18 protein-coding genes are annotated in these 21,838 nt (G+C 40.0%); 2 read left to right on the forward strand and 16 right to left on the reverse strand.

From position 1 onward, the window contains the following. Positions 1-49: 49 nt before the first annotated feature. Entirely contained in the window at positions 50-2,053 is a 2,004-nt protein-coding gene (locus K3T81_RS05185) for a S9 family peptidase (protein WP_238018661.1), read from the forward strand. A 357-nt stretch (positions 2,054-2,410) separates the two neighbouring features. Here the strand turns inward: K3T81_RS05185 and K3T81_RS05190 are convergent, their stop codons facing one another. The 6 genes from K3T81_RS05190 to K3T81_RS05215 form a co-directional block, all read right to left on the reverse strand. Continuing rightward, the gene (locus K3T81_RS05190) at positions 2,411-3,352 is read right to left on the reverse strand and encodes a DUF2268 domain-containing putative Zn-dependent protease (protein WP_238018662.1); all 942 of its coding nucleotides are present in this window, start codon (positions 3,350-3,352) and stop codon (positions 2,411-2,413) included. A gap of 55 nt (positions 3,353-3,407) precedes the next feature. Next, the gene (locus tag K3T81_RS05195) at positions 3,408-4,205 is read right to left on the reverse strand and encodes an aminoglycoside adenylyltransferase domain-containing protein (RefSeq protein ID WP_238018663.1); all 798 of its coding nucleotides are present in this window, start codon (positions 4,203-4,205) and stop codon (positions 3,408-3,410) included. A gap of 46 nt (positions 4,206-4,251) precedes the next feature. After that, on the reverse strand, positions 4,252-4,668 hold the full coding sequence (locus K3T81_RS05200; protein WP_238018664.1) for a cytidine deaminase: 417 nt from the start codon (positions 4,666-4,668) through the stop codon (positions 4,252-4,254). A gap of 314 nt (positions 4,669-4,982) precedes the next feature. Continuing rightward, positions 4,983-5,465, reverse strand: a complete 483-nt coding sequence (locus K3T81_RS05205; RefSeq protein WP_238018666.1) for a tetratricopeptide repeat protein — start codon at positions 5,463-5,465, stop codon at positions 4,983-4,985. A gap of 40 nt (positions 5,466-5,505) precedes the next feature. Continuing rightward, positions 5,506-6,099, reverse strand: coding sequence for a hypothetical protein (locus tag K3T81_RS05210; RefSeq protein ID WP_238018668.1), 594 nt, complete (start codon positions 6,097-6,099; stop codon positions 5,506-5,508). Between the two features lie 187 nt (positions 6,100-6,286). Further along, on the reverse strand, positions 6,287-6,601 hold the full coding sequence (locus tag K3T81_RS05215; RefSeq protein WP_238018669.1) for a GNAT family N-acetyltransferase: 315 nt from the start codon (positions 6,599-6,601) through the stop codon (positions 6,287-6,289). A 166-nt stretch (positions 6,602-6,767) separates the two neighbouring features. On the opposite strand from K3T81_RS05215, the gene K3T81_RS05220 reads away from it, so the two are divergent. After that, on the forward strand, positions 6,768-7,097 hold the full coding sequence (locus K3T81_RS05220; RefSeq protein WP_238018670.1) for a SpoIIAA family protein: 330 nt from the start codon (positions 6,768-6,770) through the stop codon (positions 7,095-7,097). A gap of 97 nt (positions 7,098-7,194) precedes the next feature. On the opposite strand, the gene K3T81_RS05225 is transcribed toward K3T81_RS05220, so the two are convergent. From K3T81_RS05225 to K3T81_RS05270, 10 genes are all read right to left on the reverse strand, one after another. Next, positions 7,195-8,730 carry an FAD-dependent oxidoreductase gene (locus K3T81_RS05225; RefSeq protein WP_238018671.1) on the reverse strand — a complete coding sequence of 512 codons (1,536 nt, stop codon included), beginning with the start codon at positions 8,728-8,730 and terminating at the stop codon, positions 7,195-7,197. Positions 8,731-8,920: 190 nt separating this feature from the next. Further along, positions 8,921-12,124: a carbamoyl-phosphate synthase (glutamine-hydrolyzing) large subunit gene (gene carB, locus K3T81_RS05230; RefSeq protein WP_238018672.1), complete on the reverse strand. Its 3,204-nt coding sequence runs from the start codon at positions 12,122-12,124 to the stop codon at positions 8,921-8,923. After that, positions 12,103-13,197 (reverse strand): carbamoyl phosphate synthase small subunit, encoded by a 1,095-nt coding sequence (locus K3T81_RS05235; RefSeq protein ID WP_238018673.1) that lies wholly within the window; start codon positions 13,195-13,197, stop codon positions 12,103-12,105. Before K3T81_RS05235 ends, carB begins: the two co-directional genes overlap by 22 nt. Further along, complete coding sequence (locus K3T81_RS05240) at positions 13,194-14,396, reverse strand: acetylornithine transaminase (protein ID WP_238018674.1); 1,203 nt, start codon at positions 14,394-14,396, stop codon at positions 13,194-13,196. The genes K3T81_RS05235 and K3T81_RS05240 overlap by 4 nt, the downstream gene beginning before the upstream one ends. Continuing rightward, the gene (gene argB, locus K3T81_RS05245) at positions 14,371-15,192 is read right to left on the reverse strand and encodes an acetylglutamate kinase (RefSeq protein ID WP_238018675.1); all 822 of its coding nucleotides are present in this window, start codon (positions 15,190-15,192) and stop codon (positions 14,371-14,373) included. Before argB ends, K3T81_RS05240 begins: the two co-directional genes overlap by 26 nt. 9 nt (positions 15,193-15,201) lie before the next feature. After that, entirely contained in the window at positions 15,202-16,428 is a 1,227-nt protein-coding gene (gene argJ / locus K3T81_RS05250; protein ID WP_238018676.1) for a bifunctional glutamate N-acetyltransferase/amino-acid acetyltransferase ArgJ, read from the reverse strand. A 13-nt stretch (positions 16,429-16,441) separates the two neighbouring features. After that, complete coding sequence (gene argC, locus K3T81_RS05255; protein WP_238018678.1) at positions 16,442-17,482, reverse strand: N-acetyl-gamma-glutamyl-phosphate reductase; 1,041 nt, start codon at positions 17,480-17,482, stop codon at positions 16,442-16,444. A gap of 186 nt (positions 17,483-17,668) precedes the next feature. Further along, complete coding sequence (locus tag K3T81_RS05260) at positions 17,669-18,634, reverse strand: alpha/beta hydrolase (protein ID WP_420830793.1); 966 nt, start codon at positions 18,632-18,634, stop codon at positions 17,669-17,671. Positions 18,635-18,784: 150 nt separating this feature from the next. Continuing rightward, positions 18,785-19,267: a DinB family protein gene (locus K3T81_RS05265; protein WP_238018681.1), complete on the reverse strand. Its 483-nt coding sequence runs from the start codon at positions 19,265-19,267 to the stop codon at positions 18,785-18,787. Between the two features lie 294 nt (positions 19,268-19,561). Continuing rightward, on the reverse strand, positions 19,562-21,781 hold the full coding sequence (locus tag K3T81_RS05270) for a YhgE/Pip domain-containing protein (RefSeq protein WP_238018682.1): 2,220 nt from the start codon (positions 21,779-21,781) through the stop codon (positions 19,562-19,564). Positions 21,782-21,838: the final 57 nt, after the last annotated feature.

A 21,838-nucleotide genomic window follows, 5' to 3' on the forward strand; every position in this document is an offset into this window, starting at 1 on the left:
GTTTAAAATATAAAAATACAGAAATTTCGATATATAGGGAGGATATTTTATGACAAGCACAAAACGTGCATTAAAAACAGAAGATTTAACTAGATTAGAAGTTTACAGTGATCCTCAGATTTCACCTGACGGAAACTTCTATAGCTATGTTTCCACAACAGCAAATGATAATGATGATTACAACTCTCATTTGTTTGTACAATCCATTCAGGGCGAGACCCCTGTACAATGGACCTTTGGAGATGTCAAAAATAGCAACCTCCGTTATTCACCTGATGGAAAGAGAGCCGTCTTTCAATCTACTAGAAGTGGATTATCTCAGTTATGGATGTTGCCAACAGAAGGCGGGGAAGCAAGACAGCTAACTACGTTTAAAAATGGTGCATCAAGCCCAACATGGTCTAAAGATGGCAAGTATATCTTTTTCCATGCCTCACTCGATAAAGATGACGATCTACATAACCAAAAAGAACAATCTAAGGAAGAACGACAAAAGGAACAAGAAGCAAAGAAAAAGCAGCCACTTATCGTGAATAGTCTGAAATATAAGTCAGATTCCAGTGGGTTTCATGATAACAAACGAGTTCAGCTTATCGTATTAGATGTGGAAAACAACACATTTACTCAACTAACACGTGATGATGCTGATCATAGTTTCCAGGATATTTCACCAGATGGTAAACAGCTTTTATTTGCAGCTAATCTAAATGCTGATGCAGATTATGAGTTATCAAATGACTTATTTTTACTTGACCTACAATCAAAAGAACGTAAAAAGCTAACGGATGGAGAAGGTGGATACCATAGTGCCTCTTTCTCACCAAGTGGTGATAAAATCGTTAGCTTTGGCCATGGGTTTGAATATGCTGGAGCCACGCTAACAGAAATCTACGTATTTGATCCTGAGACAGGTGAGCGTACCTGCCTTAGTCAAAGTTGGGACATACAGCTTGGTGACCTGATGATCGGTGATACACGTCTAGGGCAATCAGAAGTAGGACCTGTCTGGACAAAAGATGAGAAAAGCTTGTTCTTCATCGCAACAGATCAAGGTTCTACTGGACTTTACGAAGTTTCCTTGGATAAAGAACTGACCACCCTCTATGAAAAGGATAACCATGTATTTGGTTTCTCCTATGATCAGAATAAGGAAGCCTTTGTTTTAGGTATTAGCTCTGCTACAAATCCATGTGATTTTTATTACTTGGAAAAAGACGGTACACTTACACAGTTAACAAAAAGCAATCGCGCTTTTCTTGAGGAAGTAGCCATTGCAGAGCCCGAAACGATTTCTGTTAAAGCAGATGATGGGAAGGAAATACAAGGATGGCTATTAAAACCTTATGGCTTTACAGAAGGTAAAAAATATCCTTTTGTGTTGGAAATCCATGGTGGTCCACATGCAATGTATGGCCAAACCTTCTTCTTTGAAATGCAGCTCTTAGCAGCAAGAGGATATGTCGTGCTTTACACAAACCCAAGAGGAAGCCACGGATACGGCCAGGAATTTGTGGATGCTTGTCGCTCTGACTATGGTGGTGGAGATTATACAGATCTTATGATAGCTGTAGACTATGTATTAGACAACTATAGCTATATTGACGAGGATCGACTTGGTGTAACTGGTGGAAGTTATGGTGGTTTCATGACGAACTGGATTGTTGGTCATACAAATCGCTTCAAAGCAGCTGTTACGCAACGTTCCATATCCAACTGGCTAAGCTTTTACGGTGTAAGTGATATTGGTTTCTTCTTTACAAAATGGGAGCATGGTCTTAACCTATTGGATGACCCGGAGAAGCTTTGGGAGATTTCTCCTTTAAAATATGCGGAAAATGTAGAAACTCCTCTATTGATTTTGCATGGGGAATTAGATTTCCGTTGTCCTGTTGAACAAGGCGAACAACTTTTCATTGCCTTGAAACATTTGCGTAAAGAGGTTGAATTCGTTCGTTTCCCTGGTGCTAACCATGAGCTTAGCAGAAGCGGAAAACCAGCAATGCGTCAAGAAAGACTAAATCATATTTGTCGCTGGTTTGAGCTGTATTTATAAAAAACATATATACAAAAACGGGGCTGGGACATAACGTCCCAGTCTTTTTAAAACGCGAACAATAATAAAAAACTGCCTACTTACCGCTCCGGAAAATACTCCACTTTCCGTGGGCACGTCCTTAGTCTCCTCAGAAGCAAAAATCGCTTCTTGCGGGGCCTTCGGACTCGTGCTGTTCCCACTGGAGTCTCCGTATTTTTCCTTCGCTAAAGTGTGGTTCAGATACCAAAAAATTAGGGGCTATCGGAATAGTTCGAACTTTCCCTGCAATAATTCGCTTTAACGTCCGTTTTTTTCTTGTTTAATTTCCTTTTGTCCCAATCTCGTTTTATTTTGTGTATTTTATTAAATCAGTACCTATTCATAATTAGAAAGGTAATTACCCTCTTCAAAAATTTCCTTACCATTTATCCCCAGCCACTCATCTGGCTCTAAATCCGGATACTGTTCAAGATAGTTCATTACAATTTTATAGCCTTCACTATACCCATAGTATGGAGGTAGCTCCCCTTCTCCATAAAGGACTTCTAAACTTCGCTCAGAGTCCCCCCGATTTAAGTCAGCTTCAATTAATTTCCAATGATTTTTATCATAAGTGGAATACACGGGAGTCGAATATGAATACATTTCAGGATAGACGAGTTCTTCGAAGACTACTGCTTTCCCTTCAAAAACCAAGTTCTCTAACACTGTAGAATAATCATTCTGATCATAGAATTTCTCTGTCCATACACTATGATGATATTCGTGCGCTGTAGTTATTTTATAATCCTCTTCATCTAAATAACTGCTATGGAAAAGCAAAATCTTTCCTGCCCCAACATTGAAGCCAACAGGGGACTCCTCACCTAAGGTTGGAAACACACACACGGTATTCTCTATCTCAGAAGGTAACAAATTAGAAGATTTTATTAATGCCTCTTTAATAGCCCCATTTATGCTCTCTGAATCAATACCCTCAATAAGTTTTTGAGTGTCTTTAAGATTAGATAAAGATTGGTCCCATACTAAATCCATCACCTGCTTATGCTCTCCATCAGCAATACATTGATCATAAATAGGATCCATAACCTTTGTTTCATACAATGCTTCTATATTTTCTTGCTGATCCTCTTTTAATGCCTTCTCTATAAACTCATCATACAGTTTATAAGCGTTTACAATCTGGAAAGTTTGATCCATCTTTGGATGCTTGAATTTAGTAACAATATCTTCCTCTTCCTCACAACCGACTAAAACTATGAGTAAAAGTATAATCCCCATAACTATGTACTTATCACATATAATTCTATTTTTCACCCCTCAACCTCCACCTTTGTCATATCAAATATTTGATGATGAATTTATATTCAAGCTAGGTTAACTCTTGAACCGTACTCTCAATAAAGTCTCTAATTCTTAAAAGTTCCTTTTTCTCAAAATCACACTTACTTTTAGTAGACTCGTAACACTTCAACACTTTTTGAATGGTATACCGTACATCCAAAGGTAGTGCTGATATCCCCCAGTTACCAGCTTCCTGTTTTGATGAGATGACGTCATCGTTAATATACCAAAGCACTCTAAGAAGGTTTAACGTACAATAGATAGGGTCCTCTTCAATGCCTTCTAAACAATCTTGAAAATCTCCCATTATGGATGATAGATAATCAGACCGAGGAACAGAGGGAAAGACTTCCATTATAGGGTTCCCTTCTATGCAGATTCCTCTGTGGTTCAATATCGTTATATGTGCAGCTAAATCGGGATCTGTCTTAATCTCGTCGTTTAAATAATGGGAGGTGCCTTTTGCTAAGTCCTTTTCATAACCAGCTCTCCACCACTCACTATAATGAAAATCAAATGGACAGGGATGCTTCCAATCTCTTAATTGTTTTATAGTTAAAACACTTAATTCTAACGGAAAAGGGTTACTTGAACTTGCAAGTAACAGCTTTGCTAAGTCCCTTTTTGTCTTTAAAGTTAGAGAGTTATTAGATACAACCAGAATATCAATATCGCTACTTTTTGGATTAAATCCCCCCATTGCTAAGGAACCGTGTAGATAGCAACCATTAAAGTCTTCCTTTATAACCTCTTTTATTTCACCTAGAAGATTAAAAACGAAACCTCTCACCTCTGGTGGTGAACAGGTTACCCAGTTATAAGGCATATTATAGACCCCCCAGTCCTGTTAACCATTCTTTTAGTTTAATTGCCTAATATTTTTCTGGTAATAAATCCATTACATTACACTTCACTAACGTATCATTATACGAGATGATTACGTCAGTATTACTACCATAATCACTAATTAACTCACGACACATCCCACAAGGTGCCACGACCCAGCATTTTTCTATATCTTCGTGCGGATGGGGATGAGCTACCGCTACTATTGTGTTAAATTCATGGTCCCCTTCTGATATGGACTTCCCCATAGCCATCGCTTCCCCACATACAGCTATTCTTCCCACATTTGCTTCTAAATGTACTGCAGCGTACACCTTTCCTGACTTAGCTCGAACTGCCGAACCAATGTGATGGCGTCCATATATATAATTCTTTTCAATGACTTTCTCTGCTTCTTTGATCAATTCATAGTCTTCCTCTTCTAATGCTTTCACGTTTAACACATTAATACCTCCTGTTCAAATCAGTCTCTATATAAATCAGTGAGCCTGCTGAGTCTCTGAAATGTGCTACCTTTATTCCCTACTCCTTTTGTTTAGTCGGCTTTGTAATGAACTCGATTTTTCTGTTTAGTTTATGGTAACCGCGAATAAGTTAGTTCCATAAAACCCCTCCTAAATTCAAATAAATATTATTCACCATAGACTTTAATGGCCTATTTAGAGAGAACTTATTAATGCACGATAAACTTACGGCTCTGCATTGAATTCAAACTACCGATGTCTATTCTTAGGATTGCTGCAACAGTATAGAACCTCTACCAAGTTTCATCTAATTTATCGGAATAGAAATGAATGGCTCTTTTATAGCTTATTATTTTCTCATCTGATGTTGTCTCAACTAAGCATCTTAATAACAATTTCATAGCTTTACTATGTTCCTTTAAATTATATAAGGTCATTGAATAAAATGTTTGAATTGCTTTATTATGCGGGAAAGCTTCAAGTCCTTTTTGTAAGGTTAATTTTGACTTTTCATATTCTCCTAGTGTCCTGTAAGTACTACCTAACCCCAATATGGCCTCTTGTAGTTCATTCTCTTCCAATCCAAGCTCAATCGCTTTTTCATAAAAGGGGACTGCTTTAGCTTCTTCTCCCAACAAATCAAAACTCCAAGCACATTGATAGTTTATGGACGCGTTTTTCGGATAGTCCTTGACCAATTCAATTAATAACTGGTTCGATTCTTTATGATTTTCTGTTTCTCTTAATTCAATCGCTTTGTGTAATACCTTTATCATTGATTTCATCTCCAATATAAAAATTACTCTTATACTTAAATTAACGTTTTACTATATTCATAAAATCTATTTCTATTAAATAGATTGCTTTACTTAGAGCATCATAAATAAATGGAACAAAGTCTAAATCTTTAAATAGGAAAACCTCTATTTGATTATCGTTGTTTCGGTACGCTTCAAATATCCTATGGTTCCCGTTAATACAGTACATTTTATTATCAGTTAAATATTTACTTTGAAGTATCATAACAGGGTTTTTATGATTTGGTTTTATTAATTTAGGGTCTTTGTTTATATTCCCCTGGTCCACAGCCTTAATTATTTTCTCTGGAGAAATTGTTTCTGGTAAAAACCCTTCCTCTTTTATTAATAAAGTCGCACCATCAATATCTAAGTTAAATTCAAAGATCCCAGTTGGGAACTTAATATAAAGGGAAAACGTCTCTTTTCCAATTGGATGCATTACTGGGTATGTTTTAGTTGTAAGTGATTGTGCAAAAACATCTCTCCACTTAGAGGCAACCTCAGCACCATAAGGTAATGCTTCCTCTATTTCTTTAATACGTGAAATTAAATGGATATAGGGATTAAATTTCTGAGATTCTTTTTCATATATTTCAATATTGCTTTCCAACTGCTACACCCTCGCTTTTATTTATAAACCTAAAAATAAAAGAATGCGCTATTAAAGTAAACGCTTCTCCAAAATAATTTTATGTAATCCATTTTCACCCGTACATGTAGCTACTACATCAAATCCACTTTTAATATTAAGAACTAACATTCCGCGCCACTTATTCATGGTCTTTGTTTGAACTACTTTATATCCTGTTTCTCTTAAATAGTGATGCTGCTTTTTCATTGAAGCGGAGGCTATAGGCTATACCTTGATTTCGGTATCGCGGATCCACTCCTCCTAACCAACTATAAAATGTCCTATTATCTAACGCATATCCAATTTCATACCCAATAACCCTTTCGCCATCCATCGCTGTTACGATTACTAACGGTGGCTTACCTGTCATTTTGCTACTAAGATCGTCTGACTCATCAAAGATGGTTTTATGTAATGCTTGCAGTCCATCTAAAATATTGGCGTCTAAAGTTGAATCGTTAATATGGTATGTAATTGTCATTTTGTTCCCCCTTTGTCATAGTTGGCTTTTATACAATTGTATTAACATTATATACCATTTGTTTTGAATATTCTTTCATATATATGATTTTCCACTTTGCAAATTCGTTTAATTTCCATAGAACTCGGGAATCTTGCAACAAGATACTAAGTAGAGGAGGATTTTTATGATTACCTTTTTGCCAAGTAAAAGCACCTCAAGTATTGCGGTAGAATTTACTGGAAGGGCAACGAAGGAAGATGCGGCATTACTAGATGAAAGAGTTGCCCAAAGCTTTAACGGGGATGTACATGATATCGATGGAATGACATGGAAAGGTATAATAGACGGGGTGCAATTCGACGCGAAACATTGGAGCCAATTTCAAAAGTTCGCTATTGTTAGTGATGAAAAGTGGATTGGTACTGCTGCTAATCTCGGTCATTATCTTCCAGGCATAAAAGCAAAGCAATTTAATTCTAATGAAGTGGAAGAAGCGTGGGAGTGGCTTGGCTAGTAGAACAAGCGAAACTTATAAGCAAATGTTATTTGGTACAAAATATAGCTGCTAGGGGGCGCATCAACTCCTAGCCGCTATATTTTATCCTCTCATTCTATTCTTCCATTTTCTTTAAGGATTTCACCGCAGGCCCTTCTATTACAGAGCCTGTATGTGAAAAGCGTGAGCCATGACATGGACAATCCCATGAGCGTTCTGCGTCATTCCACTCTACATCACAGCCCATATGAGTACACGTTGGTTTGATTACATGAATATTCCCAGCTATATCGCGATAAGCGCCTGCCTTTTTACCATTATGAACCACTATAGAGCCTTCATCACGCTCCAGTTCATCGACCGTTTTATCCTCCCGATGTGCTTTTCCTTTAACTAATTCTTTTGCTACATCTGTATTCTCTTTTATAAAAGAGCTAGCTCCTTTTTTTAACTCAGTTCTGGTTGGATCGAACAAAGCAGCATAGCGGTTTTCTTTTTCAAGAATAAGGTCTTTCAATAATAAAGCCGCCACTAGACCGTTACTCATGCCCCATTTGGCAAAACCTGTTGCTACCCACACATGCTTTTTGCCAGTTACCATTTGCCCGATGTATGGAACATGATCGAGTGATACTAAATCTTGGGCAGACCAGCGATATGGAATGGATGCGATCCCAAATTCTTCTTCTCCATAATTCTTTAACGCTTCATAATTAGCAAATGTAGAATCATCATTTTTCCCAGCAGTGTGCCCCTGTCCACCAATTAACAGCAATGGTTCTCCATTAGGATCAGTAGCTTGTCTTAATGACCTTGAAGGTGAATCGACAGCAAGGTACATTCCCTTTGGAGGGGTTTTGACTGGTTTCACAGCAATAGAATAGGAGCGCTGTGCATGCAACCGCGAAAAATAGGCACCTTGCTCATCATTAAAAGGAAAATGGGAACTTACTAGCACATCCTTGCACTTTATTTTATGACCATTTTCAGTCTTTACGGTTGGTTCATCACTTCCTTTTACACTTACAGCTCTTGTATGTTCGAAAATCCAACCACCATTATTTTTAATGGAGGGGAGCAATCCTTGAAGAAATTTCACAGGGTCAAATTGTGCCTGGTTACGCAGCACGAGAGCCTTCTTTACCGTATAAGGAAGGTCCACTTCCGCTGTTGCCTCACCCCCATTTATCCCCAAGGCGTTGTAAGCTTGTTCCTCTTTCTCTAATATCTCTAGGTTCTTATCATTTGTCGTATAAAGGTAGGCGTCTTCTGTAGTTAAATCACAGGCAATATTCTCCTCTTCCTGGAGTTTGCGAATATAATTTAACGCCTCCTCATTTGCCTCATAGTACAGTTTGGCTTTTTCTTTGCCGTGTATTTTCATTATCTCCTGGTAAATGGGCCCATGTTGCGAGGAAATTTTCGCAGTTGTATAACCAGTAGTACCTTCTAGCAGGCTGTCAGCTTCTAGTAATGCAATCTTTTTACCTTCCTTTGCCAAGAGATATGCAGAAACAAGACCAGTAATCCCACCCCCGACTATTACTACGTCTACTATCAAATCTTTATCTAAAGGTGGATAGGTAGCAATCCGTCTATCCTCTTGCCATAATGAACGTGCTTCGCTTGGAATTTGATTAATATCTCTCAAATGAAAAGCCTCCTAAAGTAGTTTTACTGAGTAATTTACCGTAAACACAGCAATCGAAACACGGAATGAACTAAACTTCTGAACTGCGTTTTGGAATAAAGCAAGTAAACGTAGCAGGTATAAAAAGAGCTGTCTCAGCATTTGAGACAGCTCCGAAACTTTGCTTCTTAATAGATAAATAATCTAGAGACTAAACCATTTGCTTCTCCATATACTCATTTAATGAACAAACCTCAATCTGACTAGGTTTTTCCGCCAGAAGAATTGCCTGAGCAGTATCGAGGCTCGTAAAACAGGTAACCCCATATCGAATTGCTAGCTCTCTTAAATAAAATCCTGTTCTGCGCCGTTCTCTTCCTTTTGTTGGTATGTTGAGTAATACATCTGGTTGTTGCTTCTTCCAGTGCGCTTCTATAGCGCTTTGATCATTCGATACCTCCACTACATTAAAGCCAGCAGTTGCAAGGTATTTTGCGGTGCCTGCTGTGGCTGACAAACTTACATTCTTACCCGCAAGCTGCTCAATAAGTGAAACGGCGTCTTTTTTATATCTATCTGTAATAGAAACAAAGATTTTTAAGTGTTCACTAGTTAGATCAGGACGGACCTTATTTATAGCTGTTTCTAGACTTTCTCCCATTCCAATAATTTCGCCCGTGGATTTCATTTCTGGTCCTAGCACATGGTCCACCCCTTTTAATTTCCCTGCTGAAAAGATAGGTGCTTTTACCGTATAATGAGCCGGCTCTTTCAAGACATTTAACTCACTAGATAACGTAGCTAAAGGCCTGCCCATTTGCACCTGCACTCCCCATTCCATAATTGGCATATCTGTTACTTTACTAATAATTGGAATGGTTCTAGAGGACCTTGGATTTACCTCGATGACAAATACTTCATCCTGGAAAACAATGAATTGAATATTCATTACGCCCACTATCGGTACCTTTCTGCAAATGCCTTGAATTATCTTTGTCATTTTATCCTTTATGCTTGGCGTTAAGCTTACAGAAGGAAAGATCATCATACTGTCCCCTGAATGGACGCCTGCCTTTTCCACATGCTCGTAAATACCTGGAATAATAACATCCTGCCCGTCACTGACCACATCCGCTTCACACTCTACTCCAGCTAAATACGAATCAAGCAATAATGGCCAGCATTGTCCGTTCGTATCTGCTTCGATGCGCTCTACATAGTGAAGAAGCTCCGATTCATTATAGCTTATAAACATCGATTGACCGCCAATTACATAGGATGGACGAATCAAAATAGGGAAGCCAATTTTTTTAGCACTTTGCTCTAATGCTTCGTAATGAGAAACGACCTCCCCTGCGATATGAGGAATCTCTAACTCATCCAACACTTGATAGAATGCATCTCTATCTTCCATCTTATCAATTGCTTTCGCAGTTGTACCTAGTATCGGCACACCTTCCTCCACTAAATCATGTACTAGATTAATTGCTGTTTGACCACCAAATTGTACAAGCACACCATCAATGTTCTCTTTTTGAATAACGGCCAGCACATCTTCTAAAGCCAGTGGCTCAAAATAGAGACGATCTGCAAGGGAATAGTCTGTGCTTACAGTTTCAGGGTTGTTATTCATGACGATTGCGTCACAGCCTATTTTCTTCAAAGCAATAGTTGCTTGAACAGCACAGTAATCAAATTCAACGCCTTGCCCAATACGGATGGGACCAGAGCCTAATACAAGGATCTTTTTCTTCGAATCTAGTGATTTCACTTCATCGTAACCATGCCATGTAGAGTAATAATATGGTGTAACGGCATCAAATTCCCCTGCGCATGTGTCAACCAGCTTGTACGCTGGCTGGAGTGAAATTTCCTTATATCTTTTTCTAAGTTTCTTAGGGGATGCACCTGTCAGTTCAGCAATCCATTCATCGCTACAATTGAAGCGTTTAGCCTGTTTTAACACTTCAGGGGGGATGTCAGGCCATTGGTAGGAAGCCATTGTCTCCTCCATGTCAATGATGCGTTGTAGTTTTATAATAAACCAGTAGTCCATTTCCGTCAGCCGCATGATTTCAGCTATGTCGATCTTACGATGTAGTGCTTCCCCAATGGCGAAAAGCCGGAGGTCATTCGGTACATGAAGTAGATTAGCTAATTCCGCCTTCGTCTTCTTCTCCATCCCTGGCCAATGCAGGCTGTATACTCCCAACTCTAGCGAACGGATTGCTTTATTCAGCGCACCTTCAAATGTCCGATCAATTGCCATTACTTCCCCAGTTGCCTTCATTTGGGTGCCTAAGGTTCGATCTGCTTCGGTAAATTTATCAAACGGAAAGCGTGGTAGTTTTACTACAATATAATCCAAAGCCGGCTCAAACGAAGCATATGTATTTCCGGTGATTGGGTTCAAAATTTCATCGAGATAAAAACCAACCGCACATTTGGCTGCGATCCGCGCAATTGGATACCCTGATGCCTTTGAGGCTAATGCAGAAGAACGGCTAACCCGTGGGTTCACTTCGATGATCCGATAGTCATTGGATTCTGGATGGAGGGCAAACTGAATATTGCACCCTCCTATAACGCCGAGCTCACGGATTACTTTTAAAGAAGCTGTTCGTAATAGTTGGTATTGCACATCTGTTAAAGTTTGGGAGGGCGCGACAACAATAGAGTCACCAGTATGAACCCCAACTGGGTCCATATTCTCCATGTTGCACACAATGATACACGTATCATTTGCATCACGCATTACCTCATATTCAACTTCCTTCCATCCCTTGATGCTTTTTTCAACCAGTACCTGGTTAATCGGACTAAGCGATAGTGCCTTTACAAGTAACTCAGCAAATTCAGCTTTGTTATGTGCAAATCCCCCTCCTTCCCCACCAAGCGTATAGGCTGGACGGAGAATTACAGGAAAACCGATTGTTCGGATGAAAGAAAGCCCTTGTTCAAGATTTTCAATAATCTTTGACTCAGGGATTGGCTCCTTTATATCTAACATAAGATTTCGAAATAATTGGCGATCCTCCCCATTTTGTATGGCTGTGACTGGCGTACCAAGCACCTCTACGCCATACTGTTCAAGGATTCCTTTTTCATATAATTGTACCGTTAAATTTAAACCCGTTTGCCCTCCTAGTGTTCCAATTATCCCATCAGGTCTTTCCTTAGCAATGATTTTTTCAAGTATCTCTATAGTTAAGGGTTCCATATACACCTGATCAGCAATGGATTTATCTGTCATAATCGTTGCTGGATTGTTGTTAACGAGTATGACTTCTATTCCTTCTTCTTTTAAAGCAAGGCAAGCCTGTGTTCCTGCATAATCAAATTCAGCTGCCTGCCCAATCACAATCGGGCCAGAACCGATAACGAGAACTTTCTTTAGCTGTGTACGCTTTGGCATGCCTGTTCCCTCCTTGTTTTAACCTGTTGTAAAAAATCCTGAAAAATATATGCTGCATCACTTGGCCCTGGATGGGCTTCTGGATGGAACTGAACAGACTGAATAGGAAGTCTACGATGTTGGATTCCTTCCACCGAATTGTCGTTGACATTACGGAAAGTAAGTTCAAAGGCCTCCCTATCAATCGATTCTTCAACGACTTCGTAGCCATGGTTTTGTGAAGTAATGGTTACTTTTCCTGTTATCAGCTCTTTGACAGGATGGTTGCCGCCCCTATGTCCATAAGGCATTTTTTTCGTTTTGCCACCATAGGCCAGTGCTAGTAGTTGGTGCCCTAAACAAATACCTAGGGTTGGGTACCTTTCCGATAATTGTTTAACTGACGAAAAATAAGCCTCCAATTCTATGGGATCCCCAGGGCCATTGCTAATTAATATTCCATCAGGAGACAGAAGGGCGATCTCTTCAACTGATGTAGTAAAAGGGACAATTGTTACCTTGCATTGGGCTGCTAGCAATTCATCTACAATTGATTTTTTATAGCCGAAGTCTAGAAGAACAATGTGAATGTCCCCCATTCCGACCACTTCATATTCCGGGACTGTCACGGTTCTTACAAGTTCAATTGTACTTTCCTGCTTCCAGGAAGACATCGAGGTAGTGGAGGATTGTTGCGACACAATTCTTGCGCGAACCGTTTGATGTTTACGGATAATTGCAACTAACGCCCGCGTATCAATATTCGTCAATCCAGACACCCCAGCCTGTGCCAGTTTTTCCGACATTGTGGCGACAGATTGATAATGACTCGGATCTTCACAGACATCACTCATAATCACAGCAGATACCGCAATGTCACTACTTTCCAGATCATGCAGATTAATACCGTAATTACCAATCATCGGATAGCAAAAGGTTAATATTTGGCCGGTATAGGATGGGTCTGTCATCATCTCCTGATATCCAGTCATACTGGTGTTAAAAACAAGTTCTCCAGTGGTATCTTGCTTGGCACCAATCCAGTCACCAGAGAATACTTCCCCTGTCTGAAGCATAAGATAGCCTTTTGTCATTTTGTGTTATTCTCTCCCTCTACGAAAATTCTGTTAAAGGTATGGATGAATTCTTCAAGTTCTTCCCAAGTGACGGTTAGTGGTGGAAGGATTCGTAATACATGCTGTCCAGCTGTCAAAACAAGGATCCCTTTTCCCCTGAAGATAGAAACCAAATCTCCTGCATTGCCGCTTACTTCTACACCGATTAAAAAGCCTCGTCCTCGAACATCTATTATATTGCCGAAGCTTTCTTTTAAATTAAGTAAAGCCTTTAATAACCAGCTACTTTTCTCTAACACATCTTCGCGAAATCCTTCCTCAAGCATAACGTCTAATGTCGCTGTCCCTGCAGTCATTGCTAGCGGATTTCCACCAAACGTACTGCCATGAGTGCCTGGTTTAAAAGAATCGGCAACCTGCTGTCGTGCCAGCATGGCACCAACCGGAAAACCTGAACCGAGTCCTTTCGCAAGTGTGATTACATCTGGCGTTATACCAAATTGTTCATAGGCAAATAGTGTTCCTGTTCTTCCTATTCCTGTTTGGATTTCATCAACCATCAATAGAATATCGGAGTTACGGCATTGTTCCTGAAGTTCTATAATCCATTTCTGTTCAACAGGGCGGACGCCACCTTCCCCCTGAATAAGTTCGACTAACACGGCTGTGGTTTTCCCGTTATCAATTCGTGATAATGCGTCTTGGGAATTTAGCGGGAAATAGCGAAATCCAGTAGCAATTGGTTCAAATCCCTGATGAATCTTTTCCTGTGCAGTAGCAGCCATCGTGGTGCCAGTCCGCCCGTGAAAGGATTGATGGAACGTGACTATTTCCGTTCTTTCCAGATTCCCTTGATCCTTTGCGTATTTCTTCGCTAGTTTAATCGCTGCTTCATTTGCCTCAGCACCACTATTACAAAAAAACACCTGATCACAAGAAGAGTTGTTGGTTAATCGCTTTGCTAGCTCCTCCTGCTGAGGTATGGTAAATAAATTAGAGCAATGCCATAACGAGGAGAGCTGCTCAGAAAGTTTCTTATGAACAAAATCAGGCACATGTCCGAGATTGCACGTCGCAATTCCAGAAGTAAAATCAAGGTATCTTTTCCCATCGGTATCCCAGACATAGCTTCCTTTTCCCTTTGCAAGCTTGATTGGAAAGCGGTTATAGACACTCATTACAGCAGGCAGCTCATTTACTGGTATGGACTGGCTCATCGTATTTCTCCTTCCTTAATAGAATGCTAGTTCCTCTCGGTTCGCCATGAATAAATGCTTCTAAGTCTTCTGGTTTCAACCCATTAACAATTGCTGTTCTTTTTACACCATTTGCTAATCCTTTTAAAGCGGCCTTCACTTTGGGAATCATCCCACCATAAATATTGCCACACGCTATTTTGTCGTAAATTTCTTGTTCATCCAGTGTTGAAAGTAATGTTTTTTGTCCATTGATCTCTTCCATGACCCCATCGATATCACTAACAAAAATGAGGTCCGCTCCAAGTGCCTGAGCGATTGCCGTGGCGGCAGTATCTCCGTTAATGTTGTAATGTTGGCCATAACTATCTGTGCCGATTGGAGAAATGATAGGCAGGATACCTGCTTCGAGAAAAGTAGTAAGAAATGTTGTATTCACTTTTTCAACCTCTCCGACATAGCCTAATTTACCTGTTCTATCAGCAGGTACAGTCTGCAATAAATTGCCATCCACACCACATAAACCACACGCGTTGACTCCTGCTAGCTGAAATTCTGATACAATTTGTTTGCTAATCTGACCACACATTACCATTTCGGCTATTTCCAAAACACTTTGCGAAGTAACCCGTAATCCATCAACTTTTTCATTTGGTATTTGCAAGCTCTCTAACATTTGATTAATGGCTGGCCCTCCGCCATGTACGATAATGGGAAGGCACTGTTTTTTATGAAGAAGATCACCAACTGTTCGATAAAATTGAGTTGGAAGTTTTTCCAATATGCTACCACCAAGTTTCAGAACAAGTAATTGCATCTCGACACCTCACGTTCGATAGGAAGCATTAATTTTGACGTAATCGTACGTTAAGTCACAGCCCCATGCTGTCGCTTTATATGGTCCATCCTGCAAATTCACATGTAATGTTATATTGTCTTGTTGTAGGTACTGCTTTCCATCCAGTTCATCAAACGCTACTGGTATGCCTTCTTTCACTACAGGTATTTCTCCAATCTCAATACAGACCTTATCTGGATTCACTGGCTGCTCACTATAGCCAACTGCACAAATAATCCTTCCCCAATTTGGGTCTGCGCCATAAACAGCAGTCTTAACGAGGTTAGAAGAAATCACAGCTTTTGCAACGTGAGAGGCAGCATCCTGCGTCGGAGCACCCGTTACCTTCACCTCTATTAATTTGCTAGCACCTTCCCCATCCCGAGCAATCATTTTGGCGAGCTCTTCACTCACCATTCTTAGAGCATCGACGAATAAAGACCATTGTGGATGTGATTGGTTAAGTGGATGATTTTCCTGTTGTCCATTTGCCATGACCAGAACCATGTCATTCGTACTGCAATCACCATCGACCGTGATCATATTAAATGTCGTATCCGTTGTTTGTTTTAGTGCCAGCTGGAGACTTTCGGCTTCTATCGCTGCATCGGTTGTAATAAAACCAAGCATGGTAGCCATATTCGGGTGAATCATTCCAGATCCTTTTGCAGCCCCACCAATGGTAATTGTTTTCCCATCAACCTCCAGCTGTACTGCAACATGCTTTGTTACTGTATCCGTGGTTAAGATGGCATCTTCAAAATGCTGTGGATTTGCTTCTTTATCAATAGTTATTCCGTGGATCGCTTTGTTTATTTTTTCCATTGGGAGTGGGCTGCCAATAAGTCCAGTCGATGCAATTGCCACATGGTTTGCTGGAATGTTTAGCTTTGCTGCAGCTTTTTTCTGTATCTCCTCTGCATCCAAGTCACCTTGTTTACCTGTACAAGCATTCGCAATACCAGAATTCACAATAATAGCTTGTAAGTGACTCGTTTCATTGATTGCTTGCCTCGTTACCTTTAATGGTGCTGCCTGGAATACATTCATTGTATATACACCTGCCGCCACAGCAGGTGTAACAGAGTGAATCCAACCAAAGTCACGTCTTTTTTTGCGAATGCCACAATGTAGCCCACCTGCCGTAAAGCCTTTCGGAGTTGTTACATGTCCCTCTTTCAACACTTTAATTGCCTCACTCTGTATCGTTACCATGCTTTCACCCTTTCTATGGATACATGGGGATGTGATTTAAACCTTTACGCTCATCCCATCCATTCATGATATTTACATTTTGAATCGCCTGCCCTGCTGCTCCCTTCATTAAATTATCAATAGCTGAAATGATAATCAGCTGATTCGTTCTAGTGTCTACATGTAATCCAATATCACAAAAATTGCTTCCATATACGCCTTTTGTGCTTGGAAATTCCCTTTCATTGAGCACCCTGACGAACCGGTCTTTCTCATAAAAATGTTGATATTCTTCTATTAATCTTTCAGTGGCTTGCTGATCGGTAAGCCTGCCGTACATCGTACAAACAATACCTCTCGTCATCGGAACCAAATGTGTAGTCAGGGTAGCATGTACAGCCACGTTGGAGTGTTCGCTAAGATATTGGTCAATCTCGGGAATATGCTGATGCTCGCCAATTTTATATGGTGTAAGATTGTCATTGGTCTCTGGAAAATGTGTTCGTACAGAAGGTGTCTTTCCCGCTCCAGAAACGCCTGTTTTTCCATCAATAATAATTCCTTCTGTATGTATGTGTTCATGCTGTAAAGCAGGAATTAATCCAAGTAATGCTGCTGTTGGAAAACAACCCGGATTAGATAGGATCTTCGCCTCCTTTATCTGGCTTCGATTAATCTCAGAAAGTCCGTATACCGCTGTATCCAATAAACCTTCATTCGCTGCTTCTGCTTTGTACCATGCTTTGTATTGCTCCTGTGAGGATAATCGCAAATCCCCAGACAAATCGATACATTGAATCTCGCTATCTGCTAATTCAGGTATAATATTTTTTGCAATGCCCGCAGGAGTAGCAAAAAATATAATGTCTATACCTTGGAGAAGCGCAGGAATTTCTAATATTTCCAGGGCAATATCCTCCATGCTCTTCAAATGTGGGTAAACAGAAGAAATTGCCATGCCATCCTGTGAATGGGAAATAACTTTCACTAGCTTTATTTCTGTATGCGTATGTAGTAGCCTGATGAGTTCTAAAGCTCCATAACCGGTTCCGCCAACAATTGCCGCATTTTTCAAACCATCACCCTTTCACGCACAGCTGAATTTTTTAATTATTTATTAGTATAAATATCTTCTAACAATATTTCAAGTATATTTATTAATTATTTCTTATATTTATGCAGAATTATGCAAAATAAGTGTATTTTGTTGTATATTTAATGAATAAAAAAGCCCCCACTTGAAGTGAAGGCTTCCCTTTCTTTATTCCTTAATATGCTTTTCCAAAAACTCATTGAGCTTTGATACATACCGATCTTCTTGGGTTACAAATGCCTCTCCATGTCCTGCCCCGTCAAAGGTAATCATCTCTGCCTCACTCTTTGTATTTTCCAATAGCTCTTCCGTCATTTTAGTTGGTACAAAGGTGTCGGCATTCCCATGAATATAAAGTATAGGTACTTCAGCTTTTTTCACTTGATCGAGGGCGGATGCTTCTGATAAAGAATAACCAGCCTTCATTTTCGTCACTACACTAGTACTAGGTAGTATAGGGAAAGCAGGTAGATGAAACATTCGTTCCAACTGATAGTCAAACATATCGTAAACACTTGTATATGGACTATCTGCTACAACAGCTTTTACATTTGGTTGAAGATCCTTTTCTCCACTTGCCATTAACACCGTAGCAGCGCCCATCGAAACGCCATGCATTACAATTTCTGTATCATCACCTGTTTTTTCTATTATCTTATCCATCCAATCTAGATAATCCAACCGATCATGCCAGCCGAATCCAATATAATCTCCACCACTGTTACCATGTCCTCTCATATCAGCTGTGAAAATATTGTAGCCCAATTCTTCGTAATAATATTGGCCGTATAGTCCCATATCTCTCGCGTTCCCTAAGTAACCATGCGCTAATACAACTGTCTTGTTTGTAGGTTCCTTTGCTGGGAGATAGTATCCTTTTAACTCCAACCCATCATAGGAAGTCATTTCCCAATGTTCGAAGTCTTGGTTATCGACCCATTCTCGCCAATCACCCTCTATAAATACATCCATTGCCTCAGCTGAAACTTCAAGGTCTGCATTCCCCTGCAAGAAGTCTTTTACATTTCGCTCAATAGCTAAATTATAAAAATAATAGCTTGCTATAATATCTATTACTAGCAGGATAGAAAGAATTCCAATACCTATACCAATAATACGTTTTTTCTTCACGATGTCTTCCCCTCTCTGCTCTACTCCTATTATTCTATTATACTAGAAAATAGCGTAGAATGAACCCTGTCTCAACTGGTACATGTTTACAGAAGAGCTTTCTAATGTACAAGAAAAGGACAGTTCCCTGCCCTTTTTACTAAATTTATTTAGTTAAAGCGTTTCTATTATCTCTTTAATTTGGTCAATATGCCTTTGCTCATGGTATCCGACAAAGGGGATCCATTGGAACAAATTCATTTCACCGAATACTGGGTGCACGGCCGTTTTTTCTACTAATCGTTTTTCATCAACAGTAGTATAAATCCCCCGCAATGCCTCATGGGACGTCTGCAATTTCTGTTGCAAATCTTTAAGCGTCATAGTAGATTCACTTGGTTGAACAAATTCCGGAGCCTCTACTTTTCTGGACCTGTTCACTGTGAGTTCAATAGGTTTAGAACTAACTTCCTTAATCGAACTGTTTTCGATCGCATTCTGGATATTATAAACGACTGCGCGTTCCATTAAGTATAAGTGTTCCATAACCTGCGCGATTGACCAGCCACCAGTGCTTGGGCGTTTATTTAATTCCTCATCCCCTAGCCCCGTAACCTCATCCAACAGTGTTGCTCTTGCTTCATCATTTATTTTCAAAAGTATCCTCTCCCTTTTTAATATTTATATAGTAAAAAGTGCCGCGAAACCAGTTAAGGTAGCAGGACCACATGATCCGAGGCAGCTATCCTTGAAAGGGGCGCATCACACCACCGTACTGACGCAGCAATCCTCGAAAGTGACGCATCTCATCACTGATATGACGCAACCAACCTCGTAAGTGGCGCATCACACCACTGATCTGACGCAACCAACCTCGTAAGTGACGCATCACACCACTGATCTGACGCAACCAACCCAGAAAGTGGCGCACACCCCTTGATATATTCCGATTTAGTGAAACAGTCCTGATTCTTTTGATTTTTGTTTAATCTTTTTAGATTGTCTATTAATTGGCTGTTTTAAAAATGCTCCTAGTATAATGGCTGCGATTCCGAAAATGCCGAGGAACAAAATATCATGTAGGACTCGGTCCCAAACAATTCCGCCTACAGCTTCCCGCATAAGATCAATTGCATAGCTAAACGGCAAGAATGGATGGATAACTTGGAAGAATTCTGGTAAAAGGACTACAGGATACGTACCGCCCGAACCAGCAATTTGCAGAACCAGCAATACTATGACCATCGCCTTTCCAATATCTCCAAAGACAGATACGAGTGTGTAGATAATGATCATAAACACGAGGCTAATCAGTAATCCAAATAACACAAACCAACCAGGACTTGCCATGGAAACATTTAATAGGAAAATGTCTCCCAGTGACACAATGGTCGATTGCAGAAGACCTATCGTCATAAAGGTGAATAACTTACCAAAATAAACCTGTCTCGATGAATAGCTCTCCATATTTGTTGTATCTGTAGAAAGTAACGAAATAAGTAGTAAGCCACCTACCCAGATCGCAAGCACCGTATAGAAAGGAGTCATTCCTGAACCATAATTTTCTATAGGGAAAAGTTTATTTTCATTAAGCTGAACTGGTTCGGCAAAAAATCCTTGTTCGGCCTCTGGATCATTTTGTAGCAGTTCAATCATCTCACCAATATCGGTTTCCCCTTGTATTTCCCGTATACGATCCGCTAGTTCATTCACCTTATCGTTTACATATGGAAACTCATTCTGGACCTTCTCTAGCATGCCTTTTCCTTCGCCAAGATCAGCCTCAGTACTTCCAAGAATTCTTTCCACCTCAGGAATAGCAGTCTGAATATCCACCAAGATACCACGTGCTTCGGCAAGCGTTGTTTTCGCACTGTCCACTTCAGCTAAAACTGTTGGTTCGATGTTTTCATTGTACTCTGTTACAAACGCATCAATATTTGCGGAGGTATTTTCAACCAAGCCTTGCAGATCATTGAAAACCCCTTCCACTTCTGATTGCTTTTCTTGAATAAAGGTATGGACATCATTACTACGCTCCTGAGCTGTCTCAAGACCTGCACGGATAGTCGCCAACTCTTGCAGTGCCTGCTCAATTTGTTGACTTCCCTGTCCCTGGTTACCTTCTCCTGCCCCTTGATCAGGGGTATCTGCATTTTCGCCTTCTTCCACATTCTCATTTTGTTGTTGCTGTACTTGTCTTAACGTCTCTTCAATAGATGAAATAGCCTCAATTTGCTGTGTTACTTGTTCATCCAATTGATTAGTCAAATCAGTACCACTTCCGAAATCGATTCCAGCAGATTGAACCTCCTTAAGAAATGTGTTCGTTTCATCCGCTACCTGCTGAACACGTTCTAAGTCTGCTTGAATCTGTGGTGCGACTTCATTAAGCCGGTCCTCAGCTTTATTTAAAAATGCAGTCGTATTATCGATGGTATTCAGCCCATCGTTGGTAACTTGCTCCGCCTCAGGGACAAGCGCCTGGGCTTGGTTAATCATTTCATCTGCGCTACTAGCATCTGATAATGATTGATCGACAAGCTGTTTAATCTCAGGTAGATTTTCTTCCAAATTGAATATATAATTCTCGAATCGTTCGATGTCTGGTAAATCCTGTTCTAGCTCGATTCCAATATTATTAAACATGTCAAAAATGACACCATTTACTGTAGATATGAAATTACTACTAATCTCATCAGTAATGGCGGAAGCACCTTTATCCGTGATTTTTGGGGCAATGGCATTGATTTTCTCGTTAACGTAATATTCCATCTCCGCTTTCTCCGGCTTGTCGTTAACAACTGTACTTAGTTTACTGGAGAAGTTTTCCGGGATGACAATAACAGCAAAATAATCTCCGTTTTCTAAGTTATCCATTGCCTCATCTCTATCCTCGAAGTGCCAATCCATTGATCGATTTTCCTTCAAGTTATCAACAAGCTCCTGCCCAACATCAATATCTTCATCTCTTACTGTTGCACCTGTATCCTCGTTGACTACACCTATTGGAATTTGATCTGTCTGCCCATATGGGTCCCAGGAAGCTTTAATATTAAACCACGCATAAAGTGATGGTAATATAATTAGTCCACCTATCAGTATTAACGCTACCCAGTTTGTTCCCGTGTTCTTTACGTCTTTTGAAAATATTCTAAAGATGTTTTTCATTTTTGTATTCCTTCTTTTCCAAATGAATGGTGATTCATTTTAATGTAAAATTAAGCT

It is taken from the genome of Oceanobacillus jordanicus, from assembly GCF_022095695.1.
In the GTDB taxonomy this organism is placed as follows: domain Bacteria; phylum Bacillota; class Bacilli; order Bacillales; family Amphibacillaceae; genus Oceanobacillus_B; species Oceanobacillus_B jordanicus.